The organism is Parahaliea maris (genome assembly GCF_008064665.1).
Lineage (GTDB): Bacteria > Pseudomonadota > Gammaproteobacteria > Pseudomonadales > Halieaceae > Parahaliea > Parahaliea maris.
This window is the reverse complement of the sequence record NZ_VRZA01000004.1, coordinates 284,991-299,777: the sequence shown is the minus strand read 5'-3', so window position 1 is coordinate 299,777 and position 14,787 is coordinate 284,991. Positions and strand designations below refer to the sequence as shown.

The 14,787-nt window shown below is 60.4% G+C and carries 17 protein-coding genes; 14 read left to right on the top strand and 3 right to left on the bottom strand.

From position 1 onward, the window contains the following. The first annotated feature begins 16 nt into the window (after positions 1–16). Positions 17–1,633 (top strand): phospholipase D-like domain-containing protein, encoded by a 1,617-nt coding sequence (locus FV139_RS13165; RefSeq protein ID WP_187276524.1) that lies wholly within the window; start codon positions 17–19, stop codon positions 1,631–1,633. Positions 1,634–1,769: 136 nt separating this feature from the next. Here FV139_RS13165 and FV139_RS13160 read toward each other — a convergent pair whose 3' ends face one another. After that, entirely contained in the window at positions 1,770–2,384 is a 615-nt protein-coding gene (locus tag FV139_RS13160) for an HdeD family acid-resistance protein (protein WP_148068909.1), read from the bottom strand. Positions 2,385–2,677: 293 nt separating this feature from the next. On the opposite strand from FV139_RS13160, the gene FV139_RS13150 reads away from it, so the two are divergent. Together FV139_RS13150 and FV139_RS13145 are read left to right on the top strand one after the other, a co-directional pair. Beyond that, positions 2,678–2,875 (top strand): DUF2283 domain-containing protein, encoded by a 198-nt coding sequence (locus FV139_RS13150; RefSeq protein WP_148068908.1) that lies wholly within the window; start codon positions 2,678–2,680, stop codon positions 2,873–2,875. 60 nt (positions 2,876–2,935) lie between these two features. Beyond that, positions 2,936–3,319 (top strand): DUF302 domain-containing protein, encoded by a 384-nt coding sequence (locus FV139_RS13145; RefSeq protein ID WP_148068907.1) that lies wholly within the window; start codon positions 2,936–2,938, stop codon positions 3,317–3,319. Positions 3,320–3,336: 17 nt separating this feature from the next. Here FV139_RS13145 and FV139_RS13140 read toward each other — a convergent pair whose 3' ends face one another. Together FV139_RS13140 and FV139_RS13135 are read right to left on the bottom strand one after the other, a co-directional pair. After that, positions 3,337–3,852 carry a carboxymuconolactone decarboxylase family protein gene (locus tag FV139_RS13140; RefSeq protein ID WP_148068906.1) on the bottom strand — a complete coding sequence of 172 codons (516 nt, stop codon included), beginning with the start codon at positions 3,850–3,852 and terminating at the stop codon, positions 3,337–3,339. 2 nt (positions 3,853–3,854) lie between these two features. Continuing rightward, positions 3,855–4,325 carry a carboxymuconolactone decarboxylase family protein gene (locus FV139_RS13135; RefSeq protein ID WP_148068905.1) on the bottom strand — a complete coding sequence of 157 codons (471 nt, stop codon included), beginning with the start codon at positions 4,323–4,325 and terminating at the stop codon, positions 3,855–3,857. Positions 4,326–4,608: 283 nt separating this feature from the next. On the opposite strand from FV139_RS13135, the gene FV139_RS13130 reads away from it, so the two are divergent. From FV139_RS13130 to FV139_RS13080, 11 genes are all read left to right on the top strand, one after another. After that, positions 4,609–5,118, top strand: a complete 510-nt coding sequence (locus tag FV139_RS13130) for a gamma-glutamylcyclotransferase family protein (protein ID WP_148068904.1) — start codon at positions 4,609–4,611, stop codon at positions 5,116–5,118. Then, positions 5,115–5,495, top strand: a complete 381-nt coding sequence (locus FV139_RS13125) for a VOC family protein (protein WP_148068903.1) — start codon at positions 5,115–5,117, stop codon at positions 5,493–5,495. Before FV139_RS13130 ends, FV139_RS13125 begins: the two co-directional genes overlap by 4 nt. Further along, entirely contained in the window at positions 5,492–6,847 is a 1,356-nt protein-coding gene (locus FV139_RS13120) for an APC family permease (RefSeq protein ID WP_213004116.1), read from the top strand. Before FV139_RS13125 ends, FV139_RS13120 begins: the two co-directional genes overlap by 4 nt. A gap of 146 nt (positions 6,848–6,993) precedes the next feature. Then, complete coding sequence (locus FV139_RS13115) at positions 6,994–8,691, top strand: amidohydrolase (RefSeq protein WP_148068902.1); 1,698 nt, start codon at positions 6,994–6,996, stop codon at positions 8,689–8,691. Between the two features lie 102 nt (positions 8,692–8,793). Beyond that, complete coding sequence (locus FV139_RS13110) at positions 8,794–9,378, top strand: DUF2239 family protein (RefSeq protein ID WP_148068901.1); 585 nt, start codon at positions 8,794–8,796, stop codon at positions 9,376–9,378. A gap of 1 nt (position 9,379) precedes the next feature. Continuing rightward, positions 9,380–10,777, top strand: a complete 1,398-nt coding sequence (locus FV139_RS13105; protein WP_148068900.1) for an MATE family efflux transporter — start codon at positions 9,380–9,382, stop codon at positions 10,775–10,777. Between the two features lie 129 nt (positions 10,778–10,906). Then, entirely contained in the window at positions 10,907–12,610 is a 1,704-nt protein-coding gene (locus tag FV139_RS13100) for an alkyl sulfatase dimerization domain-containing protein (protein ID WP_148068899.1), read from the top strand. Positions 12,611–12,690: 80 nt separating this feature from the next. Continuing rightward, on the top strand, positions 12,691–13,227 hold the full coding sequence (locus FV139_RS13095; RefSeq protein WP_148068898.1) for a SixA phosphatase family protein: 537 nt from the start codon (positions 12,691–12,693) through the stop codon (positions 13,225–13,227). An 8-nt stretch (positions 13,228–13,235) separates the two neighbouring features. Next, complete coding sequence (locus FV139_RS13090; protein ID WP_187276523.1) at positions 13,236–13,796, top strand: cytochrome-c peroxidase; 561 nt, start codon at positions 13,236–13,238, stop codon at positions 13,794–13,796. A gap of 19 nt (positions 13,797–13,815) precedes the next feature. Further along, complete coding sequence (locus tag FV139_RS13085) at positions 13,816–14,268, top strand: cytochrome-c peroxidase (RefSeq protein ID WP_148068896.1); 453 nt, start codon at positions 13,816–13,818, stop codon at positions 14,266–14,268. Continuing rightward, positions 14,265–14,756, top strand: a complete 492-nt coding sequence (locus FV139_RS13080; protein ID WP_148068895.1) for an arsinothricin resistance N-acetyltransferase ArsN1 family B — start codon at positions 14,265–14,267, stop codon at positions 14,754–14,756. Before FV139_RS13085 ends, FV139_RS13080 begins: the two co-directional genes overlap by 4 nt. Positions 14,757–14,787: the final 31 nt, after the last annotated feature.

Here is a 14,787-nt window from a genome sequence, read left to right as displayed (position 1 = left end):
TGCTGATAGGGATAGCATGAAACTCGGCATCGAGGCCGAGGTCCCGGTGCAGGACACCCGGGCGAAACTGCTGGGAAGCCGCCCCGAGGAAGCGCTCAGGTCGATCGCTGCGAAAATCTACCTGATCGAAGAGGCTGGACACAGCGTGGACGCGGTCTACTACATCTTCAAGGACGACATTATCGGCAGGGCGATGCTGGGTGCACTGTGCGAGGCCGTCATCCGCGGCGTGGACGTGCGCCTGATGGTCGACTCGATCGGATCAGTCGGGCTGGACAAAACCTGGCTGCGTGCACTTCAGAGTTGTGAAGTGCAGGCGGGGTTTATTCACAATGCGAAGGGGCAACAGACGACCCGTCGGGCCCGGGTGCAGGTAGCCATATTCAACGCGGTGAGCAAGTCGCCCTTTACCTCCAATCGCCGCTCTCATGACAAGTTGCTGGTGGTCGATGGTTTCGTGCCGGAAAAGGCCGTGGTGATGACCGGCGGGCGCAATGTCTCGTTATCCTACTATGGCATTCTGGCAGACGGCACGCCCAACCCGGACACCTACAACGATGCGGAAATTATCCTGCGCCCGGGGTCATCGACTGAGGAAGAATTCACAGTCAGCGCGGTAGCAGAGACGTACTATACCCTGTTATTTCAGTATAAAAACAACAAGCAGCTGCGATCGAAACAGTTTGCCAACGGCACAGACCTCTACAGCAAGCGCCGAGAGGAGATGCAGCAGGCGCTCGTCGAATTGAAATCCCTGCCGAGCCTGCAGCCCAGCTTCGCAGACATGAGTGAATACCTGGAGTCCGGGTGGCATACCGCCAATGTTCGCCTGGCGCACGAATTCGGTAATCTGGTGAACAGAGCGGTGGTCACCGACGCCGTTGCCAACCTGGCCACCAACCCCAACTCAATCATGCACCTTATCTCCAGCGCGGAGGGTGCAAACAAGCGTCACGTACGTATCGTCTCGCCCTACCTGTTCCTGGCGCGCTATTACGATTCCGAGGGAAGCCTGCTGCTGGACGAGGCACAGCTGCTGCTCGACTGGCTGGACGAAGACCCGGATCGCCGCTGCGAGATGATAACAAACTCCGTACTGACATCAGACAATCACCCCGCCCAGTCAGTTGTGGATATGTCCATGGCACCAGGGATGCTGCTGGACGACGAGCACAGGAAGGCCTGGCTCTCGGGGCTTGAAGACAGCGAGCTGAACCCGGAACTGGTGGAGAGCGACGCATGGAAAGCACTGGTCGACAACCCCCGCCTGAGTATCTATGAAACCGGGCGACTGGACGACACATCCCTCGGTGGCGACACCTCCTACGGCAAGCTGCACGCCAAGTTTCTGCTCGGCGACAGTGTGGGCTTTATAGGCACCGCCAATTTCGATTACCGCTCCCGCCTGTTCAACAACGAAATGGGGTTTTTCTTCGAAGGGCCCGAACTGAGAGAGGAATTCATCGCGGAATTCGAATTCCTCAAGGGGATGTCCTATCGTTGGGGTTCGCCGGAGTGGTTGGAAATGCGCCGGCAGATCATGGACAACGGCGGCGTCAGGGCCTGGGCACTCAAGAACCAGCGCTCACTATTCAAGATGCTGAATGCCACCGGACTGGAGTACCTGTTCTGAGGGAATGGAGGGGCCAATGTTCAAGAGGTTTCAGATGCGCAAACCAGGAAACCACAAGCGTCAGCCGGGTACAGCAACTGGCTTTGGTATCGCTGTCGGCCTCGCTAGTCTGGTCGGTAACTGACCCGGTCAGCGCTTACAGCCGGTTTTCCCCTACATCGACAACCCGGCACTGCAACCGCTTGAAGCGCGAGCCGAGAAAGATCAGCAGCCCGCCTATCAGCAGTGCAGCGATGCCGATCACCCAGGAGATCACCGCCACACCGGTACCTGGCCAGACAGCCAGGATCAGCCCGACGATCGCGGTAACCAGGCCGACGCGCTTGCCTGCCTCCTTCGCCGGGTCGTCCGCCGCCAGCTTCCGCGCGGTCAGCACCTGACCCAGGCCGACGAAGAAAATGGCCGCACCGATCATCATCAGTAACGTGCGCAGTGTGGCGTCGGGCCAAAGCACCAGGACTACCCCGATCGCGAGTACAACGAGGGCTTCACCGAGTTGCTCCTGAAGCTTGGAGTAGCGCGCCGCAACCACCAGCGTGATGGCGCCATCGGCGAGGCAGTAAATGCCGACCGCCAGCAGCAGTAATCGCACATTCTGCTCCGGCCAGAATATGGCGAAGATACCCAGCAGCACTGCCAGCGAGCCGCGCAGCAGCAGATACCACCAGACATCGCCGAGCCTGCCCGCTACCCCGGCCTGCAGCTTTTCCGCTGCGGCTTCCAGTTGTTCCTCTCGGTCGTCGTTTACCATGGCTGCACCGGCTTTTGTTATGGCACTCAGGAGTAGTTATAGGCCAGGTGTGGGTAGATGTCACAGGGCGCTTTTTGTTTTGTCTAAGTCTCCCGACGCCCGGATCGAGCGCAGATAAAAATTGAGTGGATTCAGCGTGTTGCAGATACTCCTGAAAAGGAGCATATTCAAAGCGATGGTCGGATTCGGCGCTGGGGCCGAATTTCCGAAATGGATGGCCGATATCTTCGGGTTGTGCTGCTACCCGATGGTAAAACCGTTCATAACGCATTCTTTGACAGAGGTTTCAGGCCATGAAAATCACGTATTTTCAAGACACGGACACGCTGTATATTCAGTTCCGTTCAGTCGAAATTTCTGAATCCAGAGACCTGGACGAGGATACCGTGATCGACCTCGATGCCAACGGCCAAATTTGTGCAATGACAATGGAACACGCCAAGGTCCGGACCGATATTCCTCACTTCTCCTTCGAAGAAGTTGCCGCCTGAATAAAAGAAGAAGCACGCTCCTCCCTACCAACTGAGTTGCAATTAACAGGAACATACTCCATGTACTACATCGTGGAAACGGACAAACCCTTTGATCAGGTATTAACCGACCTGGAAGCAGCGGTAACCCAACATGGGTTCGGTGTGCTTCATGTGCACAACATCGGGCAAACGCTCAGGAACAAGGGTGAGGATTTCAAGGAGCAGTGCCATGTATTCGAAGTGTGCAATCCTCATCAGGCCGCCAAAGTCTTGAGCAGCGATATGCGCCTGAACATGGCCCTGCCCTGTCGGATATCGGTCTACACCGATCAGGGCAAAGCGTATATAGGCCTGATCAAACCCGAACCCATGCTGTTGTCACTGTCGGATGATGACGACCTCAAAGTGGTCGCCTCCGAAGTCCAGCAAAAGATCATTCAAATGGTCGATGATGCCTGTTAAGGCGTGCCGCTTTACCACTACTGCGGTACGGAAATCTGCATCACGGGCAACTCATCCGGCATCCCGCCGAGTGAAACCGCACAGCGCGAAAAGCCGTTAAAGTAGGCCACTGCCATCGACAGGTGAACCAGCTCTTCCGGCGTGAACTCCTGGAGCAGCTTCTCCTTGAGTTCGCTGCCCAGGCCGGCGGGGTCGTTCAGGTACTGGTCGGTGAAGGCGAGGATCAACTTTTCCCGGTCGGTGAGCGAGGTCTGCTGAAAATCGTCATCGATCATTTGCACCTTTTCTTCGGTCAGGCCATCGGCCACGGCAATGTCGTAGCGAACACTCTTGCAGAACACGCAGTTCACCTTGCGGGCATTGCGCAACCTGGCGATCTCGACTTCCGCCGGATTCAGGAGGCCCCCTTCCCAGATCACCCGGGTCAGATCCATATATTTATCGAGCGTTTCCGGCACAAGGCCCAGCGCGGAATCCCGAACGATGTTACCGGTCTGCTGCTGCGGAGCGGTGACCCTGGGTTGTGATGCCATTGTTATTCTCCTTGGCCGCCATTTTTGGCAACGTCTGGCGCCGACAGCTGCCACAGCAGGCTCAGCCGCGTCATGCCATCGAATATGCCGAGTGCTTCCACCAGGGCCACCAATCCGGCGTCACCGTAATGCCCCTTGACGGCAGCGGCTATGTCATCGGTAATGGCCTGCGCATCCATGGCATAGATTTCGGTGAACTCGATACAGGCGCGCTCGGCGTGGGTGAAGCCGTCGCAACTTGACCAGCCAGCGAGCTGTTCGCGCTTGCCAGCGCCGATTTCGCAGTCCTTTCGCGCCCACTCCAAATCGCTGTTGTGGAGCTGCGCCAACCGCAAGCGGCACAACTCCAGTGTCATGCCGGGAATATGCGGCTGGGTCCAGAAACTCTCATACAGCGCCTTGAACGTGCCAGCCAGCTCCGGGACAGAAGCCAGCGTTGTGGCGCGGTCGGTACCGCCGTTGATCCAGTTCATCCGGTTCGTCCCTATCGGAGTGTGCGGGTGCGTTTACGATAAAGTGCAGTAGTGCGTCGACTGCGCCTTGCTGTCAACGCAACTGGTAGCAATGGGTACAGCCAAGAAGATGAATCACTTACCGGGTATCAATTACTAAACTCCGCTCGGGCCTGGTGCGACGTCAAACCAGTGCAGGGGCGGCCCACCGGTTTAACCGGTCTCGAACTGGCTATCGAATGGGTTGTCCAATGAATCCCTCTTCGCGTTACCATGGGAACCATCAGTTTCAATTACACAATCAATGCGCTATTTCGCCTACGGCTCAAACATGTCACTCGCCCGCCTCAGGGAGCGCGTACCCAGCGCGGCCCGCATCGGGTGTTATGCCCTGCGCGAACACGACCTCAGGTTCCACAAATCTGGCAGGGACGGCTCGGCAAAGTGCGATGCCTTCTTCACCGCCAGTGGCCTCGACGTCATTCACGGTGCCCTCTTCGAAATAGACCCCGGGGAGAAACCCTACCTGGACCGGGTAGAAGGGCTCGGATTCGGGTATGACGAAAAGGAGGTCATCCTCACCGCCAGCAATGGAGCCAGAGTAACCGCAGTGACCTATGTCGCCACCGTGATCGATCACACTTTGAAGCCCTACTCCTGGCACCTGAACCATGTACACATTGGTGCGACGGAAATAGCCGCTCCCGGTGACTATGTGGAACGCAAGATACTCGCCGTAGACGTTATTGAGGATCGCGACACGGCGAGGGATTCGCTGGAGCGGGCCATACACCACCGAGGCATTGCACCATGAATATGAACCAGGTCACCCTGCCCGTGTCGGATATGCAGGCAGCCACCGCGTTTTACCGCAGGATGGGCTTTCTACAGATCGTCGACACCGCACACTACGCCCGCTTTGAGTGCACCGAGGGGCAATCCACGTTTTCGCTGTCGCTGGAGACGGAGGCTTTCGTCAACGGGAGTGTGATCTACTTCGAGCACGAAGCACTGGATGAACTGGTCGCAGGGCTCAAGGAGAAGGGCTTTGCATTTGACCAGGATCCCACCGACATGTCGTACCTGTGGCGCGAAGCCATCCTCCATGACCCCTCCGGCAACAAGATCAAGCTGTTCTGGGCCGGTAACAACCGGCTGAACCCGCCCTGGCGGGTGGAGCGTCGGGATTGAGGATCAAAACGAGGCATAGCTCTCTGGCAGGCCGATTTCAACGACAGACCAACCCCGACACCGACTCCTGTCACCGAACGCGCGGCAAAACCCTCGGCGTACCCGAGCTGATCGCCATTGCCCTCGGCGGTATGGTCGGGGGAGGCATCTTTACCATCCTGGGTATTTCCGTGGCCATGGTGGGTGTGTACACGCCCCTGATTATCCTGATTGGCGGCGTGCTTGCCTGCTTCGCCGCCTACTCCTACGTCAAACTGGGTGTTTACTACAAAGACGAGGGCGCCACTTACTCCTTCTTCAAGAAGACCTTTCCCGCCTCGCCATTTGCCGCTTCGCTCATCGGCTGGTGGGTCATCTTCGGCTACATCAGCACGCTTGCCCTGTACGCCTATACGTTTTCCGCCTACGCCATCAGCGGGTTTGCCTTTGGCGATAGCGAGCTGGCAAGAAAGCTCGTCGCCGGCGCCGTCATTCTGGCGTTTACGCTGATCAATCTGTGGAGCGTCAAGGGCATGGGCAAGGTCGAGGACCTGATGGTCTACACCAAGCTGGTGATACTGGCGATTATTTCCTTTGTGCTGATCAACAACGGCAGTACCAGCCTGCCGGTACTCTTCCAGAGCCAAACATCGGTCAATATCGTGTCCATCCTGATCGCGGCGTCGCTCACCTTCGTCGCCTACGAAGGTTTCCAGCTGGTCATTAACGCGGTGAATGAAATGGAAGAGCCGCAAAGGAATATTCCCAAAGCCATTTACACGGCTATCCTGCTTGCGGTGCTGATTTACTTTGTGATCTCGCTCGGCGCCATCCTCGCCATACCGTTTGATGACATCATCAGGAACAAGGAGTACGCCCTCGCCGCCGGCGCGGAGCATGTGCTGGGGCACTGGGGTAAGGAACTGATTATTGCCGGGGCCCTGCTCGCCACCAGCAGCGCCATCAGCGGCACGGTGTTCGGGGCCTCAAGGCAGATGGCGGTGATCGCCGACGACGGCTACTTCCCGTCTATTCTGTCTCACCGTAACCAGCGTATCCCGACCTACGCCATTATCTGTATGTCGGCATTGGCCTTCCTGCTGGTTTTCGCGGGCAGCCTGCAGGTAATCCTGGAATTCGGCAGCGTCACCTTCCTGCTGGTGTCACTGCTGATGGCCTTCGCCAATTTCCGAATTCGCCATCTCACCGATTCCTCCACCCTCGTCACCCTGCTGTCCTGTGCCGGCCTGCTGGCGGGAACGGGGTTTATTCTCTACTACGAGTTCGCCAACCAGCCTGAGCAGTTGGTATTTATCGTAGCAATATATGTGGTTTTAACCCTGGGCTCGTGGATTTACTCCAGACTGAAATGACGTGTGCTCCGCCCTTGGGCGAACATGCATGCCAAAGAACAAGCTTGGGAGCCGTCTAGCGCCGGCACTTGGGTTTGACCGTGAAAACCGTTATCTTCGCAGGCCGACCCCGCAACCGTCTGAGATGCAGGCGAAGGAGAATCGTAATGCTCCGTTTTTGCTACTCGCTGGCTCTTGCAGGAATCCTCGCATTCCCCCCGTTCTCCACAGCAGCCGATACCGCGGACCTGATCTATTCCGGCGGCCCCATCCTGACGATGAACGATGCTCAACCGACCGCTGAAGCCATTGCGGTCGCAGACGGGAAGATCATTGCCGTCGGCACCGGGGAGGCCATCAAGCCCTTCATTGGGGAGCAGACGAAACAGGTCGATCTCCAGGGCCAGACCCTGCTCCCCGGCTTCGTGGACTCCCACGGGCACGCTTTCCTGATCGGTTTCCAGTCGCTCTCCGCCAACCTGCTGCCACCACCCGACGGTGAGGGCGAGAACATCGACGCGCTTGTCGGCTTGTTGCAAGACTGGACAAAAAAGAACCAGGACTACATCGACCAATACGGCTGGATAGTGGGCTTCGGCTACGACAATGCCCAGCTCGCGGAACAGCGCCACCCCACCCGGCAGGACCTGGATCGCGTGTCCACTGACCTGCCCGTGCTTATCGTGCACCAGTCGGGCCACCTTGGCGTGGCGAATTCCAAGGCACTGGACATGCTGGGTGTCACTGCCGACACCCCGAACCCGGATGGTGGCGTGTTCCAGCGGGAAGCGGATGGCAAGCAACCCAACGGGGTCGCCGAGGAGTACGCATTTTTCCGCCTGGTGGGCGGCATGAGCCAGACCTGGACCCCCGAGCTGCAGGATCGCTTCGTGGTAGAGGGCACCAAAGTCCTGGCCTCATTTGGTTACACCACAGGCCAGGAGGGGCGAGCCAACGGGCAGGCCCTCGCCGCCATGGAGCGGATGGCCGATGCCGACAAACTGAGGATCGACCTGGTGGCCTACCCGGATATTCTGGAAGTGATGGACATCGCACCCAGCCGGAGTTACACCCACCACTTTCGTGTGGGCGGCGCCAAGCTCACCATCGACGGCTCTCCCCAGGGCAAGACGGCATGGCTGACCCAGCCCTACTACGTCCCGCCACCGGGGCAGGACAAGGATTACGTGGGCTATCCCGCGATCAGTCACGACCAGGCCATGGACGCCGTGGACAAGGCCTTCGCCAACAACTGGCAGATTCTGGTCCATTGCAATGGCGATGCCGCCATCGACCTGCTCATCGAGGCGGTAGCCGCAGCGCGCAAGAAATACCCGGATGTTCATAACCGCCCCGTGCTTATCCACGGCCAGACGCTGCGCAAGGACCAGGTCGGCAAGATCAAATCCCTGAAGATCTTCCCCTCCCTGTTCCCCATGCATACCTTCTACTGGGGCGACTACCACCGCGATTCGGTTCTGGGCCCCGAACGCGCGGAGAATATCTCCCCCACCGGCTGGCTGATGGACGAGAACATGATGTTTGGCACCCACCACGATGCCCCGGTCGCCCTGCCCGACTCCATGCGGGTGCTGTCGGCCACGGTCACCCGGCGTTCCCGCAGCGGTGCGGTGATCGGGCCCCAGCACCGGGTGAGTGTCGCCACGGCGCTCAAGGCCATGACCATCTGGTCGGCGTGGCAGCACTTCGAAGAGGACCGCAAGGGCACCCTCGAAGGGGGCAAGCTGGCTGACTTTGTCATTCTGTCGGACAACCCGATGACCGTAGACCCCGAGTTGCTGGATAACCTGAAAGTCCAGCAGAGCATCAAGGAAGGCGTACCGATCTACACCCGGGAGGAATAGCCCCGCCCGACACTGGCCCATAGCCAATATTTATACCCGGATAATATTGCAATTTATTTTTATCCGGGTATATTTACGCGCTCACACAATGAGCCTGACGCCATGACCGACAAACCAAACTCCTGCACCGCCTTCAGTGGCGAGCGCAAACTTGCCTCGGGCCCGGCCAGGACTGTGGCCCGTAAACTCAAAGAGAATCTGACCACGACAGAGCAGCAGAGCGTGCTGGTATTTGATGACGCCAGTGGCCGCCTGCGGGACCTGGACCTGAGCGGAGAGCTCGAGCAGGTCCTGGCGAGGCTGGAACAACCCACAGAAGATGCTCCCCGGCGCCGCGGCCGCCCCAAACTGGGTGTGGTCCCGAAGGAGGTGACCCTGCTGCCCCGCCACTGGGACTGGCTCAATGCCCAGCCCGGGGGTGCGTCGGTCACGCTGCGCAAGCTGGTGGACAACGCTCGCCACGGGAAAGCCAGCAATAGCCAGCGACAGCACCAGGAAAGCTGTTATCGGGTGATGCATGCCCTGGGTGGAGACCGTCCAGGGTATGAAGATGCACTGCGGGCGCTGTACGCGGACGACCTCGCTGAGTTCCGGCACGCCATCGACACCTGGCCGCGGGACATCCGCAATTACCTGGGCCGGTTTGCCGACGGTGCCTTTACCGGGCCTGACGAGGGAGCCCGCTAGCATGCAGGACCTCACTCGCGGCCCTGTACTCGGCCACCTTGCCCGCCTGTCATTGCCGATTGCCGTCGGCATGCTGTTGCAGAACCTGTATCACCTGGTGGACCTCTACTTTGTGGGGCGCCTGGGGGATGCGGCCATTGCCGGCGTGAGCGTAGCCGGTAATTTGCAGTTCATGGTGCTGGCCGGGTGCCAGGTGCTCGGTGTCGGGGCGATGGCACTGATCGCCAATGCCTGTGGTCGCAAGGACTTCGACGACGCGCGCCTGCTGTTCAACCAGGCGCTGGCCATGTCGGTATTGCTCGGTTTTATCACACTGGGAGCCGGCTACCTTGGCACCGGCTATTTCCTTGAGGTAATGACCGACGACCCCGCTACCCGCGAGGCGGGCCGCGCCTTCCTGTACGCCTTTATACCCGGCCTGGCCATGCAATTTGTATTGATGGCCATGGGCAGCGCCCTGCGCGGTGCGGGCGTGGTGAAGCCGGCCATGCTGGTGCAACTGTTCACCGTGGTCCTCAACGCCCTGCTGGCGCCCATGCTCATCGCCGGCTGGGGTACCGGTATCGCCCTCGGCACCGCGGGCGCGGGCCTCGCCAGCAGTATCGCCATTGCCTGCGGCCTGTTGATGATGACGTATTACTTCCTCCGGCATGCCATCGGGCTGCGCTTCGACCTTGCCGCCATGCGCCCGCGCCTGTCGGTCTGGCGGCGGATACTCACCATCGGCCTGCCCCCGGGCGGGGAGTTCGCGCTGATGTTCGTTTACCTGTCGGTGGTGTACTGGGTACTGGCGGACTTTGGTGCCGCCGCCCAGGCGGGCTACGGTGTGGGCCAGCGGGTCATGCAGACCCTGTTCCTGCCGGCCATGGCCATCGCCTTTGGCGCGGTCCCGCTGGCGGCCCAGAGCATGGGTGCCGGCCGCCCTGACCGGGTGCGGGAGAGTTTCCTGCGCGCCCTGCAACTGACCTCGGGCATGATGCTCCTGCTGACGGTGGTGTGCCTGGTCTGGCCCGAGTGGTTGGTGACGCCCTTCTCGGATGACCCCGAGGTAATCGCCGTCGCCGCGACCTTCCTCTCCACAATCTGCTGGAACTACGTGCCCACTGGCATCATCTTCCTCGCCTCGGGGATGTTCCAGGCGCTGGGCAACACCCTGCCGGCCCTGGTGAGCAGCGCGTCGCGATTGGTATTGTTTGTGCTGCCGGTGCTGTTCCTGGCGGGCCACGAGGCCTTTGGCATCCAGGAGCTCTGGTGGCTGTCGGTGGCCAGTGTGTTACTGCAGTCGCTGTTCAGCCTGGCGCTGCTGCGCCGGGAAGGCGCCAGGCACGGCATCCGCGTGTGGCGAGCAAACAACAGCGAGCTCGCAGTGCCGCAACCGGCAAAGGCCGGGCAGCAGTGAAAGCGCCGTTACACCCGGTCCCTGGGACGGATACTGGAAATGGGAGCCCCCGCGGGTCATATAATGCGGTGAAATAACCTAACCATAACCTAACCATAACCATAACAATGACAACAGGAACTAACCCGAATGCCCTACCTCCTCATCCTCGCCGTGGCATTACTCACGGCCTGTGAAAAAGCCCCCTACCCGACAGCTGCTACCCCACTTGCACCGGAGGCCCTTGAAGCCCACAGCCAGCTGTTCCGCAAAGGTGTGGAGAAAGTCACCGACGGTGTGTACGTTGCCATTGGCTACGGCCTCGCCAACTCCATCATGCTGGAGGGCGACGACGGTATTGTCATCGTCGACACCATGGAAACTGCAGAGGAAGCCCAAGCTGTGCTGGCGGCGTTCCGTGAAATCACGGACAAACCCGTCAAAGCCCTGATTTACACCCACAATCACACCGACCATGTATTTGGCGCCGCCGGTTTCACCGGGGGCAAGCAGGTACCGGTGTACGCCCATGAGAGCACCAGCTACTACATCAACCGGGTGGTCAACCAGATCCGGCCAATCATCTCGACGCGCTCGATGCGCATGTTCGGCACTCACCTGCCCCCGGGCGAGCGCATCAACGACGGTATTGGCCCGCATCTCGGCGTCACGCCGGAGAGCGTCCTGTTCTCGCTGCCGCCCACCCACACTTTCGAAGACCAGCTTTCGATCAATGTCGCCGGGCTCAACATCGAGCTAGTACACGCCCCGGGTGAAACCGAGGACCAGCTGTTTGTCTGGGTCCCCGACAAGAAAACCGTGTTGCCAGGCGACAACGTCTACCAGGCCTTTCCCAACCTGTACACCATCCGCGGCACCGCCTACCGCGACGTCAAGCAGTGGGCCAATAGCCTTGACCGGATTCGCGCACTCGGCGCTGAACACCTGGTGCCGAGCCACGGCCGGCCACTGCAGGGCGAGGGCCAGATTGCCACCCTGCTCACGGACTACAGCGACACCATCAACTTCGTGCACGACCAGACCCTGCGTTACATGAACCACGGGCTGACACCCGACGAGATCGTCGCCAAAGTTCAACTGCCCGCCCACCTTGCCAGCAACCCCTGGCTGCAGGAGTTCTACGGCAAACTCAGCTGGTCGGTGCGCTCGGTGTTCGACGGTTACCTCGGCTGGTTCAGCGGCAACCCCAGCGAACTCCAGCCCTTGTCGCAACCCGAAGAGGCCCGGCGCATGGCGGCGCTGGCCGGAGGCAATGGCGCGCTGCTGGAGAAGGCCCGCCAGGCCCTGGAGGACGGGGATACCCAGTGGGCCCTGAGCCTGAGTGACCACCTGATGGTGCTGCAGCCGGAGGACGAGGCCTCGCGTTCCCTGCGCACTGATGCCCTGCGCAAGCTGGGCGAAACAGAGGCCAACCCCAATGCCCGCAACTACTACTTCACCGTTGCCCGGGAAGTACAGGACGGGCTCAAGCCGGGCTTCCGTCCCGCCGTCAACGAGAATTTCCTTGCCACCCTGCCCATTGAAAACTTCCTCTACGCCATGCCTCCCCTGCTGAAGGCGGAAGACACCCTGGAGGAAAACACCGCCCTCGGTTACGCCTTCAATGACAGCGGCAAGCAGTTTACGCTGCGTATCCGCCGCGGCGTGGCCACAATCCACACCGGTATCGACGAGGACGTCGTGGCCACACTCGATACATCTGAAGCCACCTGGAAGGCCATTGCGGCAGGCCTGGAGAATCCTGCCGCAGCGCTGGCTGGCGACTCCCTGGATATCGAAGGCAGCAAGCTCGCCGCGCTGCGCATCCTCGGTTACTTCGAGACCATCGACTGACCCGGGCCGCCATCGCATTCGCAAGCCCACGCCAGTAAACTCGGACAGGACTTCACTGTTAACGCGAGGTTTACTGGCGCATGAAAGTACTACTGGCTTCCCTCCTCACCCTTACGGTGCTTTTGCCCTGGGAGACAAACGTCGCCTCGCCAGCGGATGTCGCCAACAGCCGGGCCACTCCCCTGCAGGTTTTCCTGGTCCGCCACGCGGAAAAGGTGGATGCCAGTAGCGACCCCGCACTGTCGGAGGCCGGCCTGCAGCGCGCACAGGCCCTCGCCCACACCCTGCGCGATGCCGCTATCGAGCATATCCACAGCTCTGACTATATCCGCACCCGCGACACCGCAGCGCCCCTGGCGGAGCTGCTGGGCCAGGAGGTCAGCCTCTATGACGTCGAGGCACTGCCAGACCTGGCCGAGGCATTGCGAACAGCGGGCGGGCGGCACCTTGTCGTCGGCCACAGTGACACTACCCCCGAACTGGTCACCCTGCTCGGGGGTGAACCCGGGCCAGAGATCAATGAGGCAAGCGAGTACGACCGTCTCTATCTGCTCGCGATCGACACGGCGGGGAATGTGACCACGACCCTGTTACGTTACGGGGAAGGCCCGCCATAATCAGCGCCGTGAATATCGCTACGACGGTGACACTGGCACTGGTGCTCACCTTGCTCACGACCTCGAGCTGCGTCACGGCCCAGGCCGAACCGGCCCCAACCCGGGCCTTCCAGCGCCCGGCAACCGTGCCTCATCCCGAGAGCAACCCCTACACGCCCGGCAAGTTCGCCCTGGGGCGCAAACTGTTTTTCGACCCGCGCCTGTCCCGCGACAATGACATCAGCTGTGCCACCTGCCACAACCCGGCTCATGGTTGGGAAGACGGCCGGGCACTGGCAGTGGGGAGTGGGCAGGCTGTCCACGAGCGCCATAGCCCCACCTTGGAAAACCTGGCCTGGGCCCCAGCCCTGCTCTGGGATGGCCGCGCGCCGACGCTGGAATCCCAGGTCTGGTTTCCCCTGACAGCGCATGATGAGATGGCCCAGGATGTACGCGAACTGATGGCGGAACTGGGCGCCGACCAGAGCTACGTGGAGCACTTCAGGGACGTTTTCCCCGAGAGGGGCATCTCGCTGATCACGCTGTCCGCCGCCATCGCTACCTTCGAGCGGGAAATCGTCAGCGGGTGAAGCCCCTTTTGATCGCTGGGTGGCCGGTGACGACCAGGCCATTTCGCCGCTGGCCAGGGAGGGCTTTGTCCTGTTTACCGGGAAGGCGGGATGCGCCGACTGCCACAGCGGCTGGCGATTTACCGACGATACATTCCACGATGTCGGCCTGCCGGCCCCGGAGGACACCGGTCGCTACCGCTTCAGCCGGGAACCGGGCGACCGTTTTGCCTTCAAGACACCCGGCCTGCGTAACCTCGCGTCGCGGGCACCCTATATGCACAATGGGTCAATGAACACACTGGATGCCGTCATCCGGCATTACAACGGGAACTGGTTGCAGCGACCAACGCTGTCTCCCCTGTTAAGGGATCCGCATCTGAGCGAAGATGACATCACTGCCCTCCTGAGCTTTCTGGACAGCCTCAACAGCGACGGTGGGACGCAGGTACCTGACACCGCAACCCACACCCCTCAGGGAGGCAAGCCATGATACGCAGTGCCACGCAGACCGATGCCGCTGCGGTCGCGCATATCTATAACCACTATGTGGAAAGCACCGTGGTGACCTTTGAGACCGACCCGGTCAGTGACGGCGAAATGGCCGGACGTATCGACGAGTGCCGGCATGCGTCCCTGCCCTGGCTGGTCGCCGAGGACGCCGGCGAGATCATTGGATACGCCTACGCCAGCAAATGGAAGGGACGCTGTGCCTACCGCTATGCGGTGGAAGCCACCGTGTACCTGGATCACCGCGTCGCGTCCCACGGCTGGGGGACAAAGCTGTACGGCGAACTCTTCGCACAACTGAAGCAGCAAGGCTTGCACACTGTGATCGGTGGCATCGCCCTGCCCAATCCGGCGAGTGTGGCCCTGCATGAGAAATTCGGTATGGAAAAGGTTGCCCACTTCCGCGAAGTGGGGTTCAAGTTCGACCGCTGGATCGACGTGGGTTACTGGCAAGCCCTGCTGGACAGTTGAGGGAACCCGTTAGCGTCCCTGAACTCCAACA